The 24,762-nt window shown below is 41.0% G+C and carries 21 protein-coding genes, 1 pseudogene and 1 riboswitch; of the genes and pseudogenes, 6 read left to right on the top strand and 16 right to left on the bottom strand.

Going from position 1 to position 24,762, the window contains the following annotated elements:
* Positions 1-85 precede the first annotated feature (85 nt).
* Positions 86-1,411: a replication-associated recombination protein A gene (locus FC24_RS03065; RefSeq protein ID WP_057873403.1), complete on the bottom strand. Its 1,326-nt coding sequence runs from the start codon at positions 1,409-1,411 to the stop codon at positions 86-88.
* Between the two features lie 43 nt (positions 1,412-1,454).
* Positions 1,455-2,771 carry a C1 family peptidase gene (locus tag FC24_RS03060; protein WP_057873402.1) on the bottom strand — a complete coding sequence of 439 codons (1,317 nt, stop codon included), beginning with the start codon at positions 2,769-2,771 and terminating at the stop codon, positions 1,455-1,457.
* 108 nt (positions 2,772-2,879) lie between these two features.
* Between FC24_RS03060 and FC24_RS03055 the strand changes: the two genes are divergently transcribed.
* Positions 2,880-3,140 carry a hypothetical protein gene (locus FC24_RS03055; protein ID WP_057873401.1) on the top strand — a complete coding sequence of 87 codons (261 nt, stop codon included), beginning with the start codon at positions 2,880-2,882 and terminating at the stop codon, positions 3,138-3,140.
* A 65-nt stretch (positions 3,141-3,205) separates the two neighbouring features.
* On the opposite strand, the gene FC24_RS03050 is transcribed toward FC24_RS03055, so the two are convergent.
* From FC24_RS03050 to FC24_RS03035, 4 genes are read right to left on the bottom strand one after another with little or no spacing between them, the layout of a single operon-like run.
* Positions 3,206-4,015, bottom strand: coding sequence for a MurR/RpiR family transcriptional regulator (locus FC24_RS03050; protein WP_057873400.1), 810 nt, complete (start codon positions 4,013-4,015; stop codon positions 3,206-3,208).
* A 22-nt stretch (positions 4,016-4,037) separates the two neighbouring features.
* Positions 4,038-6,677: a glycoside hydrolase family 38 N-terminal domain-containing protein gene (locus FC24_RS03045; protein ID WP_057873399.1), complete on the bottom strand. Its 2,640-nt coding sequence runs from the start codon at positions 6,675-6,677 to the stop codon at positions 4,038-4,040.
* 29 nt (positions 6,678-6,706) lie between these two features.
* Positions 6,707-7,156, bottom strand: coding sequence for a PTS sugar transporter subunit IIA (locus tag FC24_RS03040; RefSeq protein ID WP_057873398.1), 450 nt, complete (start codon positions 7,154-7,156; stop codon positions 6,707-6,709).
* Between the two features lie 9 nt (positions 7,157-7,165).
* Positions 7,166-8,665 carry a PTS fructose transporter subunit IIC gene (locus FC24_RS03035; protein WP_057873397.1) on the bottom strand — a complete coding sequence of 500 codons (1,500 nt, stop codon included), beginning with the start codon at positions 8,663-8,665 and terminating at the stop codon, positions 7,166-7,168.
* 194 nt (positions 8,666-8,859) lie between these two features.
* On the opposite strand from FC24_RS03035, the gene FC24_RS03030 reads away from it, so the two are divergent.
* The 3 genes from FC24_RS03030 (at position 8,860) to FC24_RS03020 (ending at position 11,870) form a co-directional block, all read left to right on the top strand.
* A complete protein-coding gene (locus tag FC24_RS03030; RefSeq protein WP_057873396.1) occupies positions 8,860-9,738 on the top strand; it encodes an ROK family protein in 879 nt (292 codons plus the stop codon).
* Between the two features lie 52 nt (positions 9,739-9,790).
* A riboswitch (THF riboswitch) is annotated at positions 9,791-9,933 on the top strand.
* 101 nt (positions 9,934-10,034) lie between these two features.
* Positions 10,035-10,559, top strand: a complete 525-nt coding sequence (locus FC24_RS03025; RefSeq protein WP_057873395.1) for a folate family ECF transporter S component — start codon at positions 10,035-10,037, stop codon at positions 10,557-10,559.
* A gap of 126 nt (positions 10,560-10,685) precedes the next feature.
* Positions 10,686-11,870 carry an ArgE/DapE family deacylase gene (locus FC24_RS03020; RefSeq protein WP_202813602.1) on the top strand — a complete coding sequence of 395 codons (1,185 nt, stop codon included), beginning with the start codon at positions 10,686-10,688 and terminating at the stop codon, positions 11,868-11,870.
* Positions 11,871-11,999: 129 nt separating this feature from the next.
* On the opposite strand, the gene FC24_RS03015 is transcribed toward FC24_RS03020, so the two are convergent.
* The 10 genes and pseudogenes from FC24_RS03015 to argF all read right to left on the bottom strand — a co-directional run bounded on the left by FC24_RS03015 (position 12,000) and on the right by argF (position 22,389).
* Positions 12,000-13,031: an aldose epimerase family protein gene (locus tag FC24_RS03015; protein ID WP_057873394.1), complete on the bottom strand. Its 1,032-nt coding sequence runs from the start codon at positions 13,029-13,031 to the stop codon at positions 12,000-12,002.
* 5 nt (positions 13,032-13,036) lie between these two features.
* Positions 13,037-14,050, bottom strand: coding sequence for a LacI family DNA-binding transcriptional regulator (locus FC24_RS03010; RefSeq protein WP_057873393.1), 1,014 nt, complete (start codon positions 14,048-14,050; stop codon positions 13,037-13,039).
* A gap of 25 nt (positions 14,051-14,075) precedes the next feature.
* Complete coding sequence (locus FC24_RS03005) at positions 14,076-15,536, bottom strand: UDP-glucose--hexose-1-phosphate uridylyltransferase (RefSeq protein ID WP_057873392.1); 1,461 nt, start codon at positions 15,534-15,536, stop codon at positions 14,076-14,078.
* A gap of 34 nt (positions 15,537-15,570) precedes the next feature.
* Positions 15,571-16,755, bottom strand: coding sequence for a galactokinase (locus FC24_RS03000; RefSeq protein WP_420805246.1), 1,185 nt, complete (start codon positions 16,753-16,755; stop codon positions 15,571-15,573).
* A 220-nt stretch (positions 16,756-16,975) separates the two neighbouring features.
* Positions 16,976-17,679: pseudogene (locus FC24_RS02995) on the bottom strand (MgtC/SapB family protein).
* A gap of 22 nt (positions 17,680-17,701) precedes the next feature.
* Positions 17,702-18,067 (bottom strand): DUF956 family protein, encoded by a 366-nt coding sequence (locus tag FC24_RS02990; RefSeq protein WP_235807299.1) that lies wholly within the window; start codon positions 18,065-18,067, stop codon positions 17,702-17,704.
* Between the two features lie 133 nt (positions 18,068-18,200).
* Positions 18,201-18,587 carry a DUF956 family protein gene (locus FC24_RS02985; protein WP_057873391.1) on the bottom strand — a complete coding sequence of 129 codons (387 nt, stop codon included), beginning with the start codon at positions 18,585-18,587 and terminating at the stop codon, positions 18,201-18,203.
* Positions 18,588-18,762: 175 nt separating this feature from the next.
* Positions 18,763-20,271 carry a YfcC family protein gene (locus FC24_RS02980; protein ID WP_057873404.1) on the bottom strand — a complete coding sequence of 503 codons (1,509 nt, stop codon included), beginning with the start codon at positions 20,269-20,271 and terminating at the stop codon, positions 18,763-18,765.
* A 177-nt stretch (positions 20,272-20,448) separates the two neighbouring features.
* On the bottom strand, positions 20,449-21,378 hold the full coding sequence (gene arcC, locus FC24_RS02975; protein ID WP_057873390.1) for a carbamate kinase: 930 nt from the start codon (positions 21,376-21,378) through the stop codon (positions 20,449-20,451).
* Positions 21,379-21,390: 12 nt separating this feature from the next.
* Positions 21,391-22,389, bottom strand: coding sequence for an ornithine carbamoyltransferase (argF, locus tag FC24_RS02970; RefSeq protein WP_057873389.1), 999 nt, complete (start codon positions 22,387-22,389; stop codon positions 21,391-21,393).
* 100 nt (positions 22,390-22,489) lie between these two features.
* On the opposite strand from argF, the gene FC24_RS02965 reads away from it, so the two are divergent.
* Both FC24_RS02965 and FC24_RS02960 read left to right on the top strand, forming a co-directional pair.
* Positions 22,490-23,788: a sensor histidine kinase gene (locus FC24_RS02965; protein WP_057873388.1), complete on the top strand. Its 1,299-nt coding sequence runs from the start codon at positions 22,490-22,492 to the stop codon at positions 23,786-23,788.
* Entirely contained in the window at positions 23,785-24,618 is an 834-nt protein-coding gene (locus tag FC24_RS02960) for a DNA-binding domain-containing protein (protein WP_057873387.1), read from the top strand. The genes FC24_RS02965 and FC24_RS02960 overlap by 4 nt, the downstream gene beginning before the upstream one ends.
* Positions 24,619-24,762: the final 144 nt, after the last annotated feature.

Genomic DNA, 24,762 nt, shown 5'->3' with positions numbered 1-24,762 from the left:
CTTACCGCCCAGAAAGCAGCTTAATAAAGTTGTCCAATTTTAAGGGTTCACTTCATAACCAAAAATGGTTACTGCTTTTTTTTAGTTAATGATTATCATGCTTTGCGTGCCAAGCTTTCAAAAAGGCCAAACGTTGTTTGAATCGCTTTTCATTTCCCTGTTCGGTCGGCAAATAATATTCATGGCCAGCTAAATCCGGTGGCATCGTCTTCATCGTGGTCAGTTTATCTTTAGTATTATGAGCAAATTGATAATCAGCACCATAACCTAAATCTTTCATCAATTTAGTCGGCGCATTACGAATCTGAAGTGGTACCGGCTCGTTACCAGTTTTTTTAACATCTGCTTGCGCTTTTTGGGCTGCTTGATCGACTGCATTGGATTTCGGCGCCAAAGCCAAATAAATCACGGCTTCAGTTAAATGCACATTGCATTCTGGCATCCCGATAAACTGGCAAGCTTGAAAAACGTCAACTGCTAATGATAATGCGTGTGTGTCTGCTAACCCTACATCTTCACTAGCAAAACGAACTAGCCGCCGGGCAATGTATAGTGGATCCTCACCGCCTTTTAGCATCCGCGTCAGCCAATAGATTGCCGCATTGACATCGCTATTGCGCATCGATTTGTGCAACGCCGAAATAATATTATAGTGTTCTTCACCATTTTTATCATACCGCAGTGATTTTGTATTGATTAATTGATTGAGTGCTTCTGGTGTAATCGTCACTTCGTGCTGTTGCGACTCTGCGTTTAAAACGGCCATTTCCAAGGTGTTTAACGCGACGCGCGCATCACCATTTGCAAACCGGGCCAAGATTTGAATGGCAGCTTCAGCAATGTTGACTTTTAAATGCGGAAAAGCGCGCGGATTCTGTATTGCTTTGTGCAGCAACGTTTCAATATCCGTTACCGTTAATTGTTTCAACACAAAAACCCGGCAACGAGATAACAGCGCAGAATTAATTTCAAATGATGGATTCTCAGTTGTGGCGCCGATCAAAATAATGCTGCCGCGTTCCACATAGGGTAAAAAGGCGTCTTGCTGGGCTTTATTAAACCGATGAATTTCATCAACGAAGACAATGGTCCGCTGACCAATTTCCCGGTTCATCTCCGCCTCTTCCATAATCTTCCGGATATCTTTGATCCCACTAGTCACCGCACTAAACGTGACAAAATGAGCCTGTGTTTGTTTTGCGATGATGTGAGCCAACGTGGTCTTCCCCACACCGGGTGGCCCCCAAAAAATCATTGAGGTTAGCTGATCCTGGTCAATAATTTCCCGTAAAATCTTTCCTGGTGCCAATAAATGTTGCTGCCCCGTAAATTCAGCCAGCGTTTCTGGACGCACACGATTTGCCAAGGGACTATTTTGTTGATCATTAGTAAATAAGGATTGCTGTTTCAAGCACGTGTCCTTCTTTCATAAAAGATTAACGCCGAAAAGAACATTACCCCATCGAATCCCACGGTGCCAACTGTACAGGAGTGGCTTTTAGAGCGGTACGTAATGCAGGTGGCAGTAAGTCACGTTTAATCACAACTTGGTAAACATAGTCATCAAACCAATCATCTGCCATGACAAAATAGCCTTTGGTACCCACTTTTTCACCCCAACTATTTTCAACTCGCCATTTTTGTGGTTGTTCAGCTTTCAGATCAACCCCACTCAGCGTCATTGCGTGGGAAACAATTGCTTGTCGATATTGTAGTCGCGCTTTTTTACTCAATTGAAAATCAGCGCCAAAAAGCGTGTCGTAATCATACAACCGACTAGCTAGCAAGCCTTGTTTTCGATCCATTTGCGCTAATACATCATTGCCAAACCAAACTGGCTCACCCGCTTTTAATTGCGCCAAAGTGAGAGCTTTCATGGTTTTCAAATCAACATTTAGCATGGTCACAGCTTGTCCACCAACGACATTTGTCTCTAATGGAATGGTATAAAGCTGATTAAACGGCTTGTCTGGGGAATTGATTACCGTGACATAATCTGTCAATGAATGGGGTAAATACTTTACAGCAAATTGTTGTGGCGTCAAACCTGACTCACGATGAAATTGCTGTTGCTTATCTCGGTACGTAAAATCAAATTTTTCAACCGGGGTCCCAAAGGCCGTGGCACACAGCCGGTAAATTACCATAAGCATATGCTTTTTAGCTCGAGCCAAGTCTTCCTGACTGGCATTAGCCGCGACCAATTGCCGTAACTTAATGCCATCTTTGCGCAGACGTAACCCCATTACTTGCGAAAATTCAGTTGTATTCGCACTAGCCTGCGTTTCTGGCATTACTGATTTAGGTACTAACCCATATTTTTTAATCAGTGCCGCCGCGTTGTCCCATTGGCCACCATCATCGTTAGGTGAATCAAACAACCAAGTGACCACTCGGCTATCTGCTGGTTTTTTAGCCGTTGCCAAAACAAACTCATAAAATGCATTGGCTTTTTCAAATCGATCCCAAAATGATAAATAATTCTCCGAGAATTCAAAATCAGGCAGCTGCAATTTAGTAGCAACTTCATGCCGCAACGTATTTAAAGTGGCAAATAACCAACAGCGTCCGCTATGTTTTTGATCCGTTGCCTTACCGGTTGGCAATGATAGCGAAAACGTGTTTGTTAATTTTGTCTTAACGTCAGGATCTTCACTGACCGCATTAATCCCATTATTCATCACTGCACGCTGAATCGTCGTTGCTTGCGGTTGTTGTAAAAAAGCCGCTTTAAACGCTGCTTGTTGTTTCTGTGTGATTTCGTGTGCCATACGTCAACTTCCTTTTTTGACCATTTAACCCCATTTTAATTCAATTTGCATAAAAAAGCATTGCATTTTATGCCCAACCTGCTACGCTGAATTTATGGGAGGGATTTCATGACAACGCATCCACTTCATTTAGCCGGGCTAGCCACTGGCCAAATTTATATCGCTGTCACCGATTTTCAAATTGAAAGTTTATTTGAAACAGCAACCTATAATGCTTACCAAGGCGACCGCATTCAAATCAGTGGTATCTTTCCAAATGGCGCTTTAGTCTATAATTTAAACGCTGATGCCGGTTTCTTTGTACCTAAACGCCGCATTGGTGAATTATTTGTGACCGAAGCGTTGGAAAAAGATTTTAACCTGTCCTAATATAACGACTAAAAAGCGCCATGAGCAGCTTAATGATTAGGCTGCTCATGGCGTCATTTATTAAATTAACGTTTTTCTTTTAAAATTGACTCGGCTTGTAACCATTTCTTGACCGTTTGTTTGTGCCGTTTAATGTATTGCGTGTAAAGCATATCCAATTGGATTAGCATTGGAATCTGCGGTGAAATATTACCCAATTGCTCTTGCCTTTCTAACACTGCTGCAAATAACGTTTCTTCTGTTTGATTAATAATTGGCGAATCTTCATTTGTTGTAATCAAAAGAATGTGCGCGCCATTTTGTTTTGCAGTTTTAGCCGCACGGGTTAAACTCACATCAGTCCCACTCAAACTGGCAATAATGATTAAATCATCTGTCACAGCTGCAGCTGCAGCCAGACTAATTGAATGCTGATCATTAAAAATAACCACAAATTTACCTAAACGTGTAAATTTAAACTGAAAATCTTCACCAACAAAAGCATTAAAACCTAGACCCCAAAATTGAATAACACGATGGGCATAAACCGCATCAACAAAACGATTAACTGCTGCTTCGCGGTAAAAACTGTCACTTTTAGTGGCTAAGGCATGATAACTGGCAGTTACACTAGATGATACTTGAATGCCATCATCTTTATCTGCACCTAGAGAAAGATTGTACAAGAAAATGAGTTCTTTAAAATTACCCAAACCAATTTTTTTAGCAAAGCGAGTAATTGAAGCAGGCGACACTGCAATTTGTTGCGCAAGTTGCTCAATAGTTGCAATTTTTTGCTTTGATAATAAATAATCCGCAATCACTTGTTCTGTATTAGTAAAATCTAGTCGGTGCGCTTCAATCAGCAAAAAAATATCATTTAGTTGTTGTGTCAATTATTGTCCCCCACCCACTATGCTAGTAAATACCAAACGTCTTAATTTCACCAGGAGTAAAGCTTCCACAGTCAATCTTTTTTACAACTTGTACAGCAGATAGTGGCTGCCCCCGCAAATTCAACTGACAAACTCGGGCTGCTTGATCTAACTCAATGACCTGATTAGTTAAAGAAGTTGTTAACGACGGATTATAGACGCGTAATGCCATTCCACCTTGATCAGCAGTTGTTTGTAGGCTACTAAAAACTAACTTTGTATTTTTTAAATCAACGATTGGCAGACAACGTTGTGTTAATTGCGTTGGATGCAACACAAAATACTGTAAAGTTGTTGTAAAACGATTTAAATTTTGAATTTGATAATAAGGTACACGGCTAGCATAACTTTGATACAGTTGCATCAATTGATGTGGTCGGTAAACTTTGTCAAAATGAATGGCAAATTTAAATGTTAACTGTTTTTGTAGCTGACTATCCGGCGTTGGAATGGCCTTAAATTCATTGCCGGAAGCAATACCTGGCCGCCGACGTAAATCTGGTCGGCCTAAATAACCAACGCTACGGTATAAGGTTAATGCAAGTTGATCAAATTCTGTCCCAACGGCCTGGTATTCTTTAATGCCTTTAGTCATGATCGTCAGACTGGTGTCACCATTATGCGCATTAATGTAATGCAACATTGGAAAAATTGTCGTCGGTTCTTCATGATAACCTAATTGACGCCAATTTTTGGCGTGCGGATCAGTAACTGCCCGTTTAAAAGTACCAAACTGTGAATCACCATAAATAAATTTAGCCTTAACATCACTTTTAATTATAGCACGCAAGCGGTGATCTTTAATGCGATTATCTACCGTCATTTTAATTTGAATAAGCGCCGTCTGTCTGTCTAACGTCAATTTAATTTGATATGGCAAGTGACCATCACACTGTTTTTTTGCTCTTTGTGCTAAATTTTGTGGTAATCGCCAAACACCATTTAAAATTAAGCTTTGACTAAATTTGCCACACAAAACTTGAACCGTTGCTTTTTTAAAATCAAGTTGGTAGATTTCATCCTGATAAGCAGGCGAGTAATCATAAGTGTCTCCCTCATCCCCGCCATCTTCAAAGCTTAAAATGTTGGTATAAACCTTTTCATTTCTTTTATCAATTAGTGTTAATTTCCCTTGATCAACCTTAAGTTCATAAAACAAATTTTCAATTTTTTCTTTTTTAGTGGATGCAACAATTTGCTTAGGGTACTGACAAGTATCAATATGAATTTTTTGTTGTGCCATTGGGGCAATATTAACTGGCAAACGAACCGTGTGCACATAGTAATAACGCTCTGGGTCATTATCACGCGGATTGCGGCGAATGGTGCCACCATAAACTCGCTGTGATGCTATTAAATCATAGTTAATTTGTTTACCATTTGAAGACAGACAAAAAGCCTTTTGTTTTACAGAAAGCTGAACTTGAATGATTTTTTTTACTGTTACTGGCCGCGGATTATAAAAAATTAAATCATCCTGCTGCACTTGTGGCTGTGAAATCGACAACTTGCGTGTTAAATAATCAATCACAGAATAAGATAATTGGTCTGCCTCATTCAATCGATTTAAAATATCTTGATTTGTCTTATCGCTATTACAGCCGCCAGCACTATCATGTGCATGATTACGTACCATTAATCGCCAAATTTTATCTAAAATTGCTTGGTGATAAGGAATCCCATAAGCTGCCGCAAAAATCATTAAGGGTTCTACTGTGTAAAGTAAGCGTCTCTCTAGTTTATCATTTAAATATTTTTGATCGTAACGTGATGAATAAATTGAACGGTGAATTTTTGAAACGCTAGCATCAATGAACTCACCGGATAGTGTTTCCAACTTTGGTTCTTCTTGTCTAATGGCAGTAAATAATGCGGGATAATTACTTTCAACAACTTTAACTGGTTGATTAACATTTTGGCGATTAATTTGAGCAATTTTTGCTGTTAGATTTAAATCCACATAACGTTGATCCCCACCCACTGGCAAAGCTGTGTTTTTCGTCGCTGCTGCACACACATTTTGTTTTAAATAATGCTGCGCTTGCGATTGATTCATCGTCGTTTCAACCAATGGCACACCTGCAAAATAACCATTTTTAATATTTTCTACCAAAACCTTCGAACCATCTTCTGCTTGCCAGTTAAATTCAGTATGTTTCACAACGTCACTAGGAACACCCCGCCAAAACAGTGCATCCGTAATTGCTAAACCATTATAAATTTTAGGCATGTCCTTCCCCTGACCAAATGAGTCTGGCAAATACCCTACCATCATTGCGCCGCCCAAACGGTCTGCCAAGTCAAGCCCTAAGTTTAAATTACGGACGATGGATTCACCTGCGATAACTAATTCATCAGTTTGCGTGTACCAAGGCCCGATAAATAAGCGCTTCCCGCGTACAAACCGCTTAACTTGCACTTGTTTTTCTGGAAAAGCTTGTAAGTAGTCATCAAGGATTGACATCTGTCCATCAAGTAAATAGTAAGTGATTTTTCCTTGTTCCAATGCTTGCAACACTTCATCCATATGGTAGCAAAACTGAATAAAAGCTTCATGTCGCGTAAAATACCATTCAAAATCCCAATGTGTATGGGCAATTGCATGAACTATTCGATCTGTCATATAACTTGATGTCCTTCCCTGAATTGCTTTTAATTAATAGCAGCAATCAACTGAGTTAGTTTATCTAAATCCGTTTCTGTTAAAACTGCTTGTGTAAAGGTCTCATCCATTAATTTTCTAGCAATTAAGCTCAATAGTCTTAAATGCTTTTTTGAACCAGTCTTTGGAATGGTCAGCGTGAATGCAACTTGTACGGGTTGTTGATCTAAAGCGTGCCATTCAATTCGATGCCTAAATTTAATCAAGAATAATCCTGCTGCTTTTACCGAGTCATCATCACTGTGTGGAATAGCAATGCCATTTTTAAAACCGGTAGTTGTTTCTTTTTCACGTGCAATTAAACCTTGATAGTAAGCCTGTGCCGATGTAACATAGCCACGATCCGCTACAAATTGTGCCATTTTTTTGAATGCCTCATCTTGAGTTTGACTAGTTTGATCAAATAAAATATTACTTTTTGAAAAAATTTCCGTTTCCATCATGCACCCCTATTTCTTAGTTTCAACTAACTTGGCGGCCATAGTGACATCATCCTTGCGCATTACGCCAATTAGTAATGCAGTGACCAAAATACCAGCTCCAACGCAAAGAATCCAAGTAATAAATGGAATTGGTTGTTCAATGTAGCCAATAAAAGTCCCAATGGGTGACCCAATACCACCATAAAATTTACAGCCAGTCGCCGCCGCTAATCCTCCGGCAACTGAAGAACCAGCAACATTTGCAATGATCATCCGAATAGGATCCGCCGCAACAAATGGTATTGCACCTTCAGTAACGCCAACAAGTCCCATGCCTAAAGTTGCACTAGCTGCCACTTTTTCATCATGTGAGAATTTCTTTTTGAAAAAGATCGTTGCTAACCAGACACCTAAAGGCGCAACTGAAATTGCTGCTTGTGTTGCCGTTTGTGGTACGAAATTAGCCCCGTCAACACCATATTTTGCCATAGTATCTGTAAAAACCGCCGTTCCAAAAATAAGCGCCGTTTTATTAACTGGTCCACCTAAATCAAAGCCCATCATACCGCCTAAAACAGCGCCAATAACGATTGGTGCACTAGCTGAATGGCTATTTAACCACGTTAGCCATGAATATAAGCCATCCATGGCAGTACCAATCGGTTGTCCAATAACGTAAAATACTAAAATGGATATAAATAGCGTTGCAATTAACGGAATAATCATAATTGGCACAATCGGTTGCACTAATTTTGGCCATTTGATTTTCTTTAATAATTTAACAAAGTAACCGACAATAAACGCAACAATTAACGCGGCAATAAACCCACCGCCAGCTTTAGCATGCAGTAATTCTGCATCATTTGCGATATACGCACCGATCATAGCAGGTGCAATAGCAGGCTTATCCGCAATTGAACGCGCAGTAAAACCAGCGAATAGTGGAATCATTAATTTAAAACCAACCTGCCCTACTTGGAACATATCAGACATAAACTGCCCCATTGCAGTATGTGTATCAAATCCCCATTTAACAATTCGTCCTAAATCATCCCGTTGAAAAGCGTAAACATTCGCAATAGCTAAAATCAAGCCTGCAGCAATAACCATCGGAATCATGTAGGAAATCCCACTCATAACGTGCGTAAAGAAATTAACCTTTTTATGATCGTTACCAATTTGAACGTGGCCAATCTTAGTTCCTTTTTCCCCAAACACTTTAGCTTCCGCTTTTGCTTTATCCAACAATGCTGCGGCATCGTCAATAGCCGCATTAGAATCTGTCACATATAAAGGCTTCCCAGTGAAACGTATTGGATCAATTTTGACATCAGCCGCAATAACAACTAAATTCGCTGCTGCAATATCAGCTTCTGTTAATACATTCTCTGCACCAATTGCACCATTAGTTTCCACTTTGATCGTGTAACCCTTAGCTTTAGCAGCTTTTTCCAACCCCTCTGCTGCCATATAAGTATGCGCGATACCAGCCGCACAGGCCGTGACAGCAACAACTTTATAGCTCACTTTTACCACTCCTTTATTTTTATATTTTCACTATAGTGGTATCATTAAAGGATGACAATTGCTTACATAAAAACGGTTTCCATTTTCATTTTGGTGGTTCATAATGAAAGCGCACCCAACAAAATGATTTAGTGATTTTTGGAGATCGGTTGCGCTATATTGAAGGTAATTCACCTTATTAAGGAGTGGTTTTCATGGCGATAGGACTCATTGACATCGGTGGTACAACGATTAAATTTGGCTGCTGGATAAAAGGGCAACTCATCACAGATCAAGCCGTTGCAACACCAGCAAACTTGACAGCGTTTTATCAAATTTTAACTGCAAAAATAACAGCGATGAAGCAGCAGTATGGAATTACTGGCGTTAGTATCAGCAGTCCTGGTGCTGTTAATCAGAAAACTGGCATTATTGGCAGCTTCAGCGCTGTTCCTTACATTCATAACTTTGATATCCTCAGTGAATTTAAACAGCGTTTTCAATTGCCAGTTGCCATTGAAAATGATGCTAATTGTGCAGCGCTGGCAGAAGCAGCTGATGGTGCGGCAAAGGGCTTAGCAAACGTTGTTTTACTAGCTGTTGGTACAGGGGTTGGCGGTGCCATAATTTTAAATGGTAAAATTCACCATGGCAGTCATTTATTAGGTGGTGAATTTGGCTTCATGTTACATGAAAATAACCGAACCGTTAGTACAATGGGCACACTAGTCAATGCCGCAAAACGCTATAACCAACGGGTCAAACCAGAACAGCCACTGACCGGTAAACAGCTTTATGCTGCAGCACAAGCAGGCAATTCAGCAGCTAAAAAAGAACTGCAAGTCTTTTTTACCACATTAGCAAAAGCCATTTTTAACATCCAATATTGCATTGATCCGGACTGTTTTGTTATCAGTGGTGGCGTTTCGGCTAATCCAGCTTTATTGCCAGATTTACAAACAGCGATTAAGCAAGTGACAAAAAGTGTTAAAATTGCACCACTAACACCTAAAATTTGCATTGCGCACTACCAAGCAGAAGCTAATTTACGTGGTGTTGCAGTTAATTATTCTCAACAATTCCATGCCAATTAATAGCTAATTAAACTGGCTTTTTCTACAGTATTCCTTTATAATGTAAGAAATTATCGGAGTAGGATGCAAAGCGTTAAGTGCCGCCGGAACGGAATGTGAACGGTGGACGAAAAGTGTTGATTGAACTGCTTAGCTGAAATGATAGGCTAAACGCATCAATTGATGACTTGCGGTTTTGCGTTCGCATTCGCCGCATTTACCCGTGGCTTTTGTCCGACAATCAAGACGCAGCCACTAGTAAACGCGGCTTTTTTGATTTGCTAGTGGCATTGTGTACTATCTTAGGAGGTATGGCCATGTCACAAACTTCAAAGGCACGTCAAATTACACTGTTAGGAATTTTAATTGCCCTGCAAACCGTACTCAATAGTATGTTTTCTTTACATTTTGTATTGACTAAAATTTCTTTTAGCTTTATTGCTACTGCCATTATGGCGTCATTATTTCCCCCGTTCATCACTGCATTTAGCACTGCGCTATCCGATTTATTAGGTATTTTTTTAGTACCAACTGCCACTTTTTCCCCTGGATTTACATTAACTGCCTTTTTAGTGGGCTTAGTATTTGGTTATACCTTTTACCAAAAAACACCACGTCTATGGCAAATTTTATTAGCTACCCTCACTGTCACTATGGGACTATATTTAGGTTTAAACAGCTTGTGGTTACATTTAATGTACCAAACACCCTGGTTACCGCTACTATCAGGCCGATTTATTCAGGAGCTCATCACTTTTCCGGTTTATACGATTGTTCTCAGCGTGCTCTTTAACGTTAAAATTGTTAGAGAAACGTTACAAAAATATGCTGGCAGCCACTAATGAAACGCAAATGGCAGGAAATTCGCATAATTGCGAGTCTCCTGCCATTTTCTTTACTGCTTTAAATTTTAAAAGTGTTTGTATTTCCTTTATAATAACGGTTAAAAATTAAAGGATGTGCCAATAATGGACAATAAACAACAATTGTTTTCAATGCCCGATGACGCTAAGTTAACCTTATTAGCAGATTTAATTGCCTTTCAATCTGTAAACGATCATGAACTAAAAGTTGCGCAATATCTGCAGCAATTGTTGCAGCAACACCAAATCAAAAGTAAGCTTCTACCCATCACACCAACGCGAGCTAATCTTGTGGCGGAGATTGGTAGTGGACAGCCTGTTATCGGACTTTCCGGCCACATGGACGTTGTTGCTGCAAACGATCGGCAACACTGGCAAACTGATCCGTTTAAATTAACTGAAAAAGCAGGCAAGCTCTATGGTCGCGGTACTGCTGATATGAAATCCGGCTTGGCAGCGATGGTGACTGCCTTAATTGAACTCAAAGAAAACCAACTTCCGCAACAAGGCACAATCCGGTTATTGGCAACTGTCGGTGAAGAAGTGGGCGGATTAGGATCAGCTGCTTTTGCCGAGCAGCATTATACTGAAGATCTCAGCGCTTTAATTATTGGCGAGCCTTCTGCTCATGACATTATCTACGCCCACCGTGGTTCCATGGATATTCGGTTAACATCGCAAGGCGAAGCAGCGCACAGTTCAATGCCTGAAAAAGGATTCAATGCGTTACACCCACTTTTAGAAGTTTTGACCCAAGCCAAACACCATTTTGATGCTGTAACAATCACTAACAACAGTTTAGGCAAACCCACTTATAATGCCACCATCCTCAATGCTGGTGATCAAGTTAACACCATTCCAGACCAAGCAATCGCTGAAGTGAACATTCGTACCATTCCAGAATACACTAACGAAACAGTTACTGCGTTATTCACTAAATTAGTACAAGCGCAAAACCGACAAGGTGCACTGCTTCACCTCGATGTTTACATGTCAGAAATACCAATTGTTAAACAGGCAGACAATTCATTAACTAAAATTGCACGTGAAACAGCACAAAAAATCTTGACCATCGCTTACCAACCACAAGCTTCCGTTGGTGTAACCGATGCCTCCAATTTATTAAAATCACACCCAGAGCCTGACTTTCCCTTTATAATGTTTGGCCCTGGTGATTATCGCTTAGCTCATAAAGATAATGAATACGTTGAAAAAGCCACTTATTTAGCCTTTTCTACCGTTTATCGAGAATTATTAGTCGCTTATTTAGCTCAAAAAAACACAGATTAGGCAATACGACTCACATTAATATTGTAAAGAAACGACTGTGCCACAATTTGTACCGCCTCCAAAATTAGATTTTTGGTCTGACTTTTGGGGGCCACTACATATGGCACAGTCGCTTTTAATTCACGTTATTTACTCACCTTTAACATACTGGTAACGAATTTTAGTACTCATAGTCGTACCAGCAGGCAAAACAATGCTGCCAAACTGTTCATGATGAATGGCATCTGGCAATACCTGGGCTTCCGTTGCTAAGGCATTGTAATCATGTGCAGCATTACGCTGAGCATCAAACGGATTCGCGGTAAAGATAACTAATCCATTACGTTCTGAAAAAATTTGTATCCGCCGCTTACCAGCCGCATCACCGAGTTCTGCAATGGGTTGTGTCGCACTAGGTGTTACTTGATAAGCATCATCAAATTCAGTCCCGCCATTATCATGGGCTAATTGTTGCAACGCAGCACCGATTTTTTTAGGTTGAGTAAAATCATAGGCTGTCCGGTTTACAGCAACCAATTCACCAGTTGGCGTTTTATCTGCATTTAATACTGCACGCTTTTGGCCATTGATCTGTAGCCACTGCTGATCAATGCTGCTAGCTTGCTGGTCCGTTAAATTCCAATAAACATGTTCTGTCGGATTAAATAAAGTATCCGCCGTACTTTTGGCTTTAAACTCAATGGTCACGTCATCAGAAACACTCAAAGTATATTTAACACTTAACGTTAGATCGCCGGGATACTGATCTAATGTGCTAGGAATGTGCCGCGTTAAAATCACACCGCTAGTAGTAGCCGTAGTAAACGGTTCGCCGGTGAAATTTAGATTACCGAAACCATGCCGGCCACCGTGAATCGAATTACCATTTTCATTACAATCCAATTGGTAAGTTTTGCCTGCTAGTTTAATTTTGCCGTCCTTGATCCGACCGGCAACCCGGCCGATCACTTTACCTAGTTGTGAAGTCGAATTCATGTAGTCTGCTACATTATCAAACCGTGCGACCAATTGTTGGCGCTGCTGGCCTTCTAAAACTGAAAATTCTTGCCAAATTGCTCCTAAACTCAAGACTGCCATCTGGGTTCCCCGTTGGTTACTCGCAATGAAACGCTGAACTTTTTCACCTTGATAAGTCCCAAATGCTTCCACTTTAATTGCCATTATGCTCACTCACTTTCTAAGTTTGTACTTGCTCGCATTATCAACTGAGTCCCTAATTCGACCCGCTGCGGTGGTCTTTTCTTTTGAAACCGGCTACACAATAACTTAACGGCCGTGCAGCCCATCAATTCAGTAGCCACATGCACCGAGCTTAATTCCGGATAAACATACTTCGCTAAAACCGTATCGTTAAAACTAAACAAACTAACGCGTTGTGGAACTGCAATTTGTGCTTTTTGCAAAGCTTTTAACGCACCAGTCGCCATGGGATCGTTAGCAACAAAAAAAGCATGGGGCAATTGATCCCCTAAAGTTGTTAAAGCCTGTTGCATCGCACGATAGCCACCCTGATTGGTAAAATCACTTTGAAAAGTAAACTCTGGGCGGTAAAGCTGTTGTGCAGTCAACGTTTCCTTAAACGCAATTTGGCGCGGATCATGAATTTGCCGCTGACCGTCAGTGGTAGTTTCAGTACCATAAATTAAACCAATATCCCGGCGCTGCTGCTTTAAAAAGACAGCCACAACCTGCTGAACTGCTAGTTTAAAATCAGTGATAACACTGTCAAAGCCAGCCGCAAACTGATCATCATCCACAAAGACCAAATTTGCCGTCAGGGTTCGTAATAATTGTACTTGATCTGCACTAAATTTACCAACTGCAATCACGCCATCTACTGGCTGTGTTAACTGGGTTAGATTATTTTGAAAAACCCGAATCACTTCAAGTTGGTGTTGCTGGCTGCATTGTTCAATCCCCATTCGGATTGCCATGTAGTAAAGGTCATCTTGTTCTCGTGATTTAGAATACCACTGAACTAACGCAATTTTTTGCGGACGCGGTTTTATTTCCTCAGGACTTGCAGGCATTTTTTGATAGTTTAATTGTGCTGCTGTTGCAAAGATCCGTTTTCGTGTCGCCGTACCCACCGACAAACTGGGATCCCGGTTTAACACGCGGGATACGGTGGTCAATGACACCCCCGTTGCTTGGGCAATGTCTTTTAAAGTTGTCGCCATGAAAAAACTCCCTTCAAGCTGACATCTAGTTTGTTAATTGCTGAATGAAGCGTTTAAACGCGGCTTGACCTTGTGCAGTTTGTTTGAAAACACCGGCATCTTCTAAAACACGAGCAAAGACAAGCCCAATTTCCCGATCTAAAATTTGGTGGACATTAGACGCTGTAAACTGATGTTGCCGTTGTAATTCAGCGACCCATTTCTTATGATAAGGGGCGACTTGCACCTTTTTCCCCAATAAACAATCAGCAACCACTTGCATCTCCGCTTTTAAACGTGCTGGCAAGATTGCCCGCCCCATTACTTCGATTAAACCGATATTTTCTTTTTTAATGTGCTGTACATCAGGATGCGGATGGAAAATACCGTCTGGGTACTTTGCCGACGTCTGGTTGTCCCGTAATACAACGTCTAAAACATATTGGTCCCCTTGCCGATAAGCAATTGGCGTAACCGTATGGTGCCGGATCTGATTAGTGTAAGCACGAATATCAACAGCTTCATCTGAATAATGCTGCCAAACTTGAAGAATTTTAGTTGCTGCATTAACTAACTTAGCAGGAGAAGTGCTAATTAAACGGATAGTCGCTAACGGCCACTTAACGATACCTGCTGACACCCCTGCCACTTTAAAATGATGTCCCACTGGCGCTTTCATCATCGGAAAAACGTGGCGGCCCCCTTGATAATGATCATGAGCCAACATGGAACCTCCAACAATTGGCAAATCAGCGTTACTACCTACAAAGTAATGTGGAAACATCCGAACAATGGCAAGTAAATTGCTAAAGGTGTGTTGATTGATCATCATTGGCCGGTGTTGCTGGGCTAAAAAAATGGCGTGTTCTTTAAAATACGCATAAGGCGAATATTGAAAGCCCCAAGTTTCACCGCCTAGCATAAAGCGGATAATTCGGTGATTACTGCGGGCTGGGTAACCTAACCGACCCAAATAGCCCTCATTTTCCATACACAGCTGGCATTGCGGATAACCGACTTGCTTTTGCTTTCCCGCTGCCGCGATGGCTTTAGGATCTTTTTCTGGCTTAGATAAATTAATGGTGATTTCTAAGTCACCATAATCAGTCGCCACTGAAAAGACGCTATTTTTAGCGATTGCCCGGGTTTTAATGTAATCATTTTGACAACTCAGCTGGTAAAACGCATCCGTAGCGGTTTGTGGGCTGATTTGGTACTGGTTCCAAAACAGACGGTTAACGGTAGCCGGCCGTGGCGTGACCAAATCCATTAAAGCCGCTTCTAAAATTTCTCGTTCAGTAATATTATCTTTAATTTTTTGATTTTCCACCGCTGCATCTACTAACAACGTTACTAAATCCAACAGATTGGAAACTTTTTTCTTAGTTGAAACTTGCTGTCCCACTAATGCGTAAACTCGATTTATTAAATAAATCCGATCTAATGGCGCAAAATCTGGATTGAGTTTTAAAATTTGACTCACAAACTGAGTCGCTAAATCGTCCATACTGTGAACCCCTTTCAACATTGACCACATCGATCTAGTTAAGATTAGTCAGATCACGAGGACCATCCGCAATTTGTGCAACATAAAATGTTGGTTGATAGCCGATTTCATTTTGATAAGTATCCCCGACAGCAGCTTTAAACGCAGGTACCTGATTTTTCTTAACCAACGCAATGGCACAGCCACCAAAACCAGCACCAGTCATACGGGCCCCTAAAACACCCGGCTGCCGCCAAGCAGCAGCCACTAACGTATCTAATTCTTTCCCAGTTACTTCATAATCATAATGTAAAGAAACGTGCGATGCATTGATCAAATGACCAAAAGTGGCTAAATCATTGTTTTGTAAAGCAACAGCCGCTTGCAATGCGCGTTGGTTTTCAAAAACTGCGTGGCGGGCACGCCGTAATAAAATATCATCATCAATTAAATAAGCAGCTTGATCAAAACGATCCTTGTCTAGATCCCCCAAAGCTTTTATCGGCAGGCCTTGTTGTAGCTTTGCCAATGCAGCCTCACATTCGCTCCGGCGCTGATTATACTTAGAATCCTGTAATTCGCGCCGTTTATTTGTATTCATAATAACAATTAGATACTGACCTAATTTTACCGGACTGTACTGATACTTCATGGTATTAGTGTCCAATAAAATAGCTTGATCGGCTTTCCCCATGCCCACAGCAAATTGATCCATAATTCCGGAATTAACCCCAATGTAATCATTTTCCGTCTTCTGTCCCATTTTCACTAAAGCTAGCTGGGAAACGGAAAGCTTAAAGGCATCCCGGGCGATGGTCCCCATCAACAATTCTAGGGACGCCGAAGAAGAAAGACCTGCACCATCGGGTAAATTACCGTGGATGTAAAGATCAAAACCATGGGTCAACTTGAAACCTGCTTGCACTAATTCATAAAGCATGCCCTTGGCATAGTTTGTCCAACCATCAGCTTGCCGGTAAGTTAATGCATCAATTTGAAAACTGACTGTCCCTTGATCAGGCACATTGGCAGAATACAATTGCACGGTCTGATCAGCCCGACTAGCATAAGCACCATAAGTCCCTAAGCTGATGGCACAAGGAAAAACATGGCCACCATTATAGTCAGTGTGTTCACCAATTAAATTAATCCGGCCCGGCGAAAAATAGACACGTTCAGGTTCCCTTTTAAAATGTGTCTTAAACTCTGATTTTAAAACTTCGCTGGTGATCTCCATCATCGCGCCTCCTATTTTACTAAATTTTACTGTAATTTCACTGACTCTAGCTTAGGCTAAAGCGATTACAATTTCAAGTCCCATTTAACACACACCAACAAAAATCACAGGGCGACATTTTAAATAAAAACCCAGTGACTATTTTTGTTAAATAATCACTGGGTTGAACTTCATTTTCATTACTGGTGTACCTGCAAAAAATTAGCCGGTTGCTTAACGACGCTTATATTCTGACCATCCTTACTTTCATCACATTAGGCTGTAGTGAAAGATCCTCTATGATTTGCGGATAACTCATGTGGCGAGGAATTTTGATCGTATAAATATTGGTATAGACTATGCCGTAGCTTTTTTGATCAGTACTAAAACTAACTGCGTTTACTTTTATCCGGTGTTGCGCAAAATAGTCTTGAATCATGGCTTTAGATGCTTTTTTGTTTTGATACTTAATTTCAATTTTTTCAATGATTCAACATGAATCACTTTTTGCAACATGGTTAAAACACCAATGACGACTAGCGCACTGATAAGTGCAATTTCGTAATAACCCATACCGACGGCAATACCTAAACCAGCCGACGCCCAGATACTGGCCGCAGTGGTTAGACCCAAGATGGAGTGGCGCGTCACAATAATGGTACCAGCACCTAAAAAGCCAACACCACTGACAACTTGCGCAATCAATCGTGCTTCATCTGCCCTGACAACACCGGAAAATTTCGGGAAGTCACGGGCAAACTCAATCGCTTGAAAGCCAATTTTTTGCTGTACCATGGCAATGACACAGGCTCCTACACAAACTAAAACGTGCGTCCGAATGCCTGCTGGACGATTTTTATGCTCACGATCATAGCCGATCACACCAGCAATGACAACGGCTAAAAACAAGCGCAAAATAATTTCCCAAGTCGTTACTTTAAGCGCCATATTTTACCTCCTTTCAGCTAAGTTAAAGGAAGGGATCAATGTATTTGCGTTTCAAAGTATGTAGCAAACTAGGCGCATGGCGCAAACGTTCCGCACCAATGTACGGACGCATTCCCCGCAACACTTTTTTCGCATCTTTAGTCACAAAGACATATTGCATGTGGCTGCGCTCGATGACTGTAAAACGTGAGACCCGTTTACCAATCAGCGATACTTCCACAATAACCTGCTCAATATCAGCCCAAGGCAGCTGAATAAAATTACGGTGTCGTTGCTGGTTAAAGAATTCAAACCCATGTTCACCAATTTGAATATGACCATATTGTATTGTTCCTAAATACAACGCCGCTTTAGTCGTCAAATCAATTTGATCATTGATTGATTGCACAGTTGCGTCCTCCTTAGACATCAAAATAAAACGAAAATCCGCTAAATTCACCAGCTTAAATGAGCTGGTAACACTGATATTAATAGTCACCGCTAACCTTTATGCTAGTTTGCTTAAAAATGATTTCTCATCATTAAAGCTTGTGCCTAAATTTTGCAAATAAATTGCGGAAACTGCGCCCTAGAACTTCAAAAAAGCCTAGTGAGCGAACAATGTGTGACGGCGCAACGTATTCCCGAATTGCTCGTAAAGTTCGCTTAGGATTCTTGGATGAAAAGCTAAAAGTACCGTTGCGCTTTGTCCTAATTGCATAACGGGGAATCCAGCGACCGCCAAAAATAACCGAAACGATTACCCAATCGACTTCTTTCCAAGGAATTTGAATGTATTTTCGCACATCCCGGTCGTTAAAAAATTCAAACCCCTTATCACCGATCATAATCTTGCCGTAATCAGTCAATCCTGCATAAGATGTTGCGTCAACAACTAGGTCGACCTTTGTATTAATTGATTGAACCATTGCGTTACCCCATTTTCTACATTCTAAATTAATTATACGGCGCTGACGACATTTAGGCAAAAATTAAATTGAATCTTGCACGGCCTGTCAAATTAACAAAAAATGTGTCCCCACCGTTATTACCTCATCAATTCAGAAGTAATTTACGGCGAGCACACATAACTTAATGCTAACTTTAAGCGACTAAAACTTGTGCGACTAACAAAATACCACCAAAAACAAGTAAGAAGACAACTACTGGCCAAACAAAGCGTAGCCAATGAGAGTAACGCATATTTAACATTTGCAGTGTTGCCATCACTAAACCTGTTGGTGCTAAGAATAACATCGCATACTGGCCAAATTGGTAAGCGGTCACCACGGTAAACCGAGGAATATTAACCGTGTCAGCCAATGGTGCTAAAATCGGCATCGACAAAACCGCAAGGCCAGAAGAAGAAGGCACAATAAATCCTAAAATAAAGAAGATAAATAACATCACAACAATAAAAATCGGACCACTGATGTTAGCCACTAAGGAAGAAGAATATTCTAATAAAGTATCCGAAATTTTACCATCATTTAATACAATATTAATGCCCCGGGCTAAGCCGATAATTAAAGAGACACCCACTAAACTAGAGGCACCATCAACAAACGCATCCACAACACCTTTTTCTCCGATACCAAAGCGCCCAGTTGCTGTTAGTAACATAATGGCAATGGCAAAGGTCAGGAAAGAAGCTGCCATGGTTGGGAACCACCAGCCTTTTGCCATCACGCCCCAAACCATGATCGGAAATGTAACGACAAATAAGACTAAAATGATTTTTTTACGAACGGTAAAGCCAGCAGCGGCACCAGTTTGGGTCGAATCTACCGCCCACATTTGGTCAAATTCTTCGTGATCATCATAAGAATAAGAAAACTTCGGATCCGCTTTAACTTTTTGCGCATACCAGCGTAAATATAAAATCACAAAAATTGCGCCGACAATACAGCCACCAACGCGCCACAATAACCCTTCGGTAAAATTAATTCCAGCTGCATTAGAGGCAATAACAACCGAAAATGGGTTGATGGTGGAAAAAGCGGTCCCCACTGAACTGGCTAAAAAGATCGCCCCAACACAAACAATCGAATCATACCCCATTGCAATAAAAATTGGCACTAAGATCGGGTAAAACGCAACGGCTTCTTCTTCAATACCGCACAACGTCCCGCCTAAAACCATCAATAGCGCAATAAAGAAGATCAACATAAATTCGTGGCCTTTTGTTTTTTTAGTCAGTGCCACTAGTCCTGACTCAAAAGCCCCACTAGCTTTAACCACACCGATCATACCGCCTAAAACTAAAATAAAGACCATAATGTCAACGGCCTCAATGGTTCCGTTAACCATACTTTCAGGAATGGCAGCGATACTTGCTGGTCGTTGTTTCAACCGTTGATAAGTATTAGGAATTGAAACGGCTTCGTTAATGGCACCCGATTTAAATTGGTCAATGTCAATTTTGACACCTAACTTATCCAATTCTGCTTGGGTACTAGGTAAATTTTTTACTTCACCCTGCGGATTAGTGACTTTTAATTGCTCCGTCGCTGAATTATAAGCTAATTTAGAATAGGCACCCGCCGGGACTAACCAAGTCGCAATCACTGCAACGATGGTTAAAATAAATAATATGGTGAAGGCACCGGGCATTTTAAGCTTAAAATGCTTTTTTGGACTTTTTGCTGTTTGTTCTGTTTCTGTCACGACTGCTCATCTCCTCCAATGTCTGGCCGTAAATTAGCTCAGCACAGTATTAATACGAAAAGCCGAAAGGGTACCTGCCCATTCGACTTTTTCTGTACTCACCTAACTGTGATCATGCCAGGCTTATTTATGAATCCGGGTCCCAATTTTACCTACTAACGCATCTGCTAAATGTGAAAGTGAAGTAATCACAGCGGTCCCTTGTGGATTTTGCTTAACAAAGTCTAAGCAGGCTTCCACTTTAGGTAACATACTGCCTTTAGCAAACTGACCTTGTTTCAAGTAAGTTGCCATGTCGCCAGCACTGACATCTGCCAATGCCTTCTGCTCTGGTTGACCATAATTGACATAGACATAATCAACTGCAGTTAAAATAATTAACTGGTCGGCAGCTAATTTACCTGCCAACAGCGCGCTGGATTTATCTTTATCAATGACGGCGGGAATTCCTTGATAAAGCCCATCTTTTTGGACTACTGGAACACCGCCACCGCCGCTGGCAATCACCAAACTACCAGCATTGATCAACCGACTGATACTGTCAAATTCAACAATTGCTTTTGGCTGCGGTGACGCGACAACCCGCCGGTAACCGCGGCCTGCATCTTCAACAAACGTATACCCCTTTTCTTGTTCAATCTTTTGTGCAGTAGCTTGATCATAAAAGGCACCGACTGGTTTGGTAGGTTGCTTAAATGCTGGATCAGCAGCATCCACTTCGACTTGTGTCACGAGCGTTACAACATCTTTAGTCAGTTGCTTTCTCCGCAATTCATTTTGTAACCCTTGTTGTAAATGATAGCCAATGTAACCTTGACTCATAGCCCCACATTCTGGGAAAGGAAAAGCTGGTCCTTGGTCGTGCTCGGCCGCGTAGTTCATTCCTAAATTAATTGCACCGACTTGCGGCCCATTACCATGACTAATTACCACTTGATGACCTTGCGTCACTAAACTGACCAATGACGCCGCGGTCTGCTGTACGAGTTTTAACTGTTCTTCAGGTGAGTTGCCTAACGCATTGCCACCTAAAGCAACCACAATTTTAGCCATGCTACTGCCTCCTTAATCCCCTAATGTTGCAACCATAACGGCTTTGATCGTGTGCATCCGGTTTTCTGCTTCAGTGAAGACAACAGAGGCATCGCTTTCAAAGACCTCATCCGTCACTTCCATTTCGTTTAGACCAAACTGATCATGGATCTTCTTACCCACTTCAGTGTCTAAATCATGGAAGGATGGTAAACAGTGCTCAAAAATGACATTCGGGTTGCCGGTTTTTTCTAACAACGCTTTATTGACTTGGTATGGCTGTAATTGGTTAATCCGCTGTTGCCAGATTTCATCTGCTTCACCCATTGAAACCCAGACATCAGTATAGATGACATCAGAGCCTTTAACACCTTGGTCAATATCGCTGGTAACCACGATTTTGGCGCCAGATTTAGCTGCTTTAGCTTCACACTTTTTAACTAAATCAACAGCTGGCTTCAATTCATCTGGGCAAACGATGTGAATTTCCATGCCGATAACTGCCGCACCGATCATCAACGCATTCGCAACGTTATTACGGCCATCACCCACATAAGTAAAAATCATGTCTTGGTAAGATTTATGCAGTTTTTCCTTAGCCGTCAAAAAGTCAGCCAAAACTTGGGTTGGGTGATCTTCATCCGTTAAACCGTTCCAAACTGGCACACCAGAATAGTCAGCTAACGTCTCAACAGTCCGCTGGGAAAAACCACGGTATTCAATGCCATCAAACATGCCGCCTAGTACCCGGGCAGTATCTTTAGCGCTTTCTTTTTTGCCCATTTGCGTTCCAGTTGGACCTAAATAAGTGACGTGTGCCCCTTGGTCATGTGCCGCCACTTCAAAGGCACAGCGTGTCCGGGTGGAATTCTTTTCAAAAATCAACGCAATATTTTTACCGATCATCTTTTGTTGTTCAGTACCCGCATATTTGGCCTGCTTGAGGGCTGCCGATAAATCCAATAAGTATTGCATTTCTTGTTTTGAAAAGTCTAAAAGCGTTAAATAGCTACGATTTCTTAAGTTAAGCATGTTAATTCCTCCCTTTTTTGTTTACAATTTAAGTATAGGCAGCGTTTTCAAAGCGCTTCGCAAAACTTCATTAAACATCACTAATCAAAGAAGGTTTTTTATGGCAAATTTAATTACACCGCGGCTAAAACGGACCATTGTCCCTGCAATCTGCATTGCTTTAGCCTCCCAGGTGAACTTTACCTTTTATACACCCGGCTTCATTTTGACATTATCCGTGATTTTACTGCCCATTTTTCTTTATTTCAATCGGGATTTACACCCCATCTGGCTCACCTTATCCATTGCACTAGCATCGCCAGTTTTTCGTGGACTAATTTTATTATTGACTCATAACCAAAACTCGGTGCATATCGTTCAATTCGTCATCACGGACATTGCCTTTTACTTGTGCTACGGCTTGATTTATTACTTACTTTATTGGCGCCGCAAAACGCCCACTAACAGCTACTTTTTCTTTTGCATTATGCTATGCGATTACTTAGCCAATGTTTTAGAAATCAGTTTACTGTTGGGATTTCACAACTACACGCTTTATTTATTTAAAGCGTTGATCATTACGGCGCTGATCCGCAGCCTGCTCAGTTGCTTACTAACTTTTAGCTACGCGTATCTGCACTCGCTTTTACGTCAAATTTCCCATGAGCAACGCTACCGCCACTTTTTATGGATTACCTCTTCCATTAAAAGTGATGCCTACTTTATGCAAAAAAATGTTACCGAAATTGAGCGAATCATGAAAAACGCCTATTTACTCAATGAAAAATTGGCGCAGAAACCAAACAGTCAAGCAGAACAAGAGTCTGCGTTAATGATTGCCCACGACGTGCATGAAATCAAGAAAGATTATCAAAATATCATCATCGGGCTCAGTGATTATTTTGGCCAAGATGCTTATCCAAATATGAGCTTACATGACATTATACGGGTCATTGTTGATAATGCCAAGGAGACTATCAAGGAGCGGCACTTAAACATCCTCATCATTCCACCTAAAATTAAGCAGCACTACATTGTACCAAACCACTATTATTTAGTTTCTGTCTTATCCAATTTGGTCCGTAACAGTATTGACGCGATTAGTGCTAGTTCTGGCAATGGTAACATTTGGCTTTTAATCAGCGAACACCAGCAAACTTTGTGGATTCAAGTGCAAGATAACGGCCCTGGCATTAAACCCGCGTATCAAAAACTTATTTTTATGCCTGGTTTCACCACCAAATTCGATGATCAAACTGGGGATTCATACCGCGGTATTGGGTTATCCAATGCTCGAACCATCATCCAAGAACAGTTTGCAGGTGACATTACCGTTACATCAAAGGTTAATTTAGGAACAACTTTTACTTTGAAAATTAATAAAGATCACTTACTAAGAAAGGATAGTGTCAAGTCATGAATTTTTACATCATCGATGACGATCCGGTTATTATTCCCCTTTTAGCACAAATTATTGAAACCAAAATGGACAATGAAATTATTGGCACCGCTAGTGACAGCCAATCTGCCCGGAAAGAATTAGCCGTTTTACCAGTGGACATTGTCTTAATTGACCTGTTAATGCCACATTTAAGCGGCATCGAGTTAGTTAAACAAATTCGCCAATTAAAACCTAAATTACACTTTATTATGGTCTCAAAAGTCAGAGATCACGATTTACGCCAAGAAGCCTACCAAGCCGGTATCGACTTTTTTATCGACAAACCAATTAACAAAATCGAAGTTGAAAAAGTTGTCCAACAAGTTAGCCAACTCATTCAAATGGAATCAAAACTTTCTAACATTCAACAATTGCTGGGCACCACAACAACTGCCCGGACAGATCCCATTCAAGCGGCGATGAAAAGGATCAATTCACTATTAAATTATTTAGGTATCACCAGCCAAGCAGGCGCTAAAGACATTTTAAATGTCTGTCAATTGATGTTAACTGAACAAGTTTCCTTTAACGAATTAGATTTAAGGATCAGTTTTGGCTGTTCAGAACACGAACGTAAAATTATGTTACAGCGGATGCGCCGAGCGGCTAAAGCTGGTTTAACCAATCTTGCCACCCTTAGCTTGGACCGTTTTGGCGATGATTTACTGCTTGAATATGCTAATAGCTTGTACGAATATCAAAACGTGAAAAATGAAGCTTTAAAGTTACAACACCAGCATGAGACAGGTGGTAAAATTTCATTAAATCACTTCTTTCAAGGCCTAATTGAGCAAGGCCAAAGTGAATGAGCAGCATTAATCCTTATGCAAGCAGTATTGGGATATCGATTTCAACTTATATTTTAGCCACAAAAAAAGCTTGGGACTCAAAAGAGCCCCTGAAGTGAACCCTTAAAATTGGACAACTTTATTAAGCTGCTTTCTGGGCGGTAA

This window comes from Loigolactobacillus rennini DSM 20253 (assembly GCF_001436505.1).
In the GTDB taxonomy this organism is placed as follows: Bacteria; Bacillota; Bacilli; order Lactobacillales; family Lactobacillaceae; genus Loigolactobacillus; species Loigolactobacillus rennini.
The sequence above is the reverse complement of the archived record's forward strand: the minus strand, read 5'-3'. Positions and strand labels throughout refer to the sequence as shown.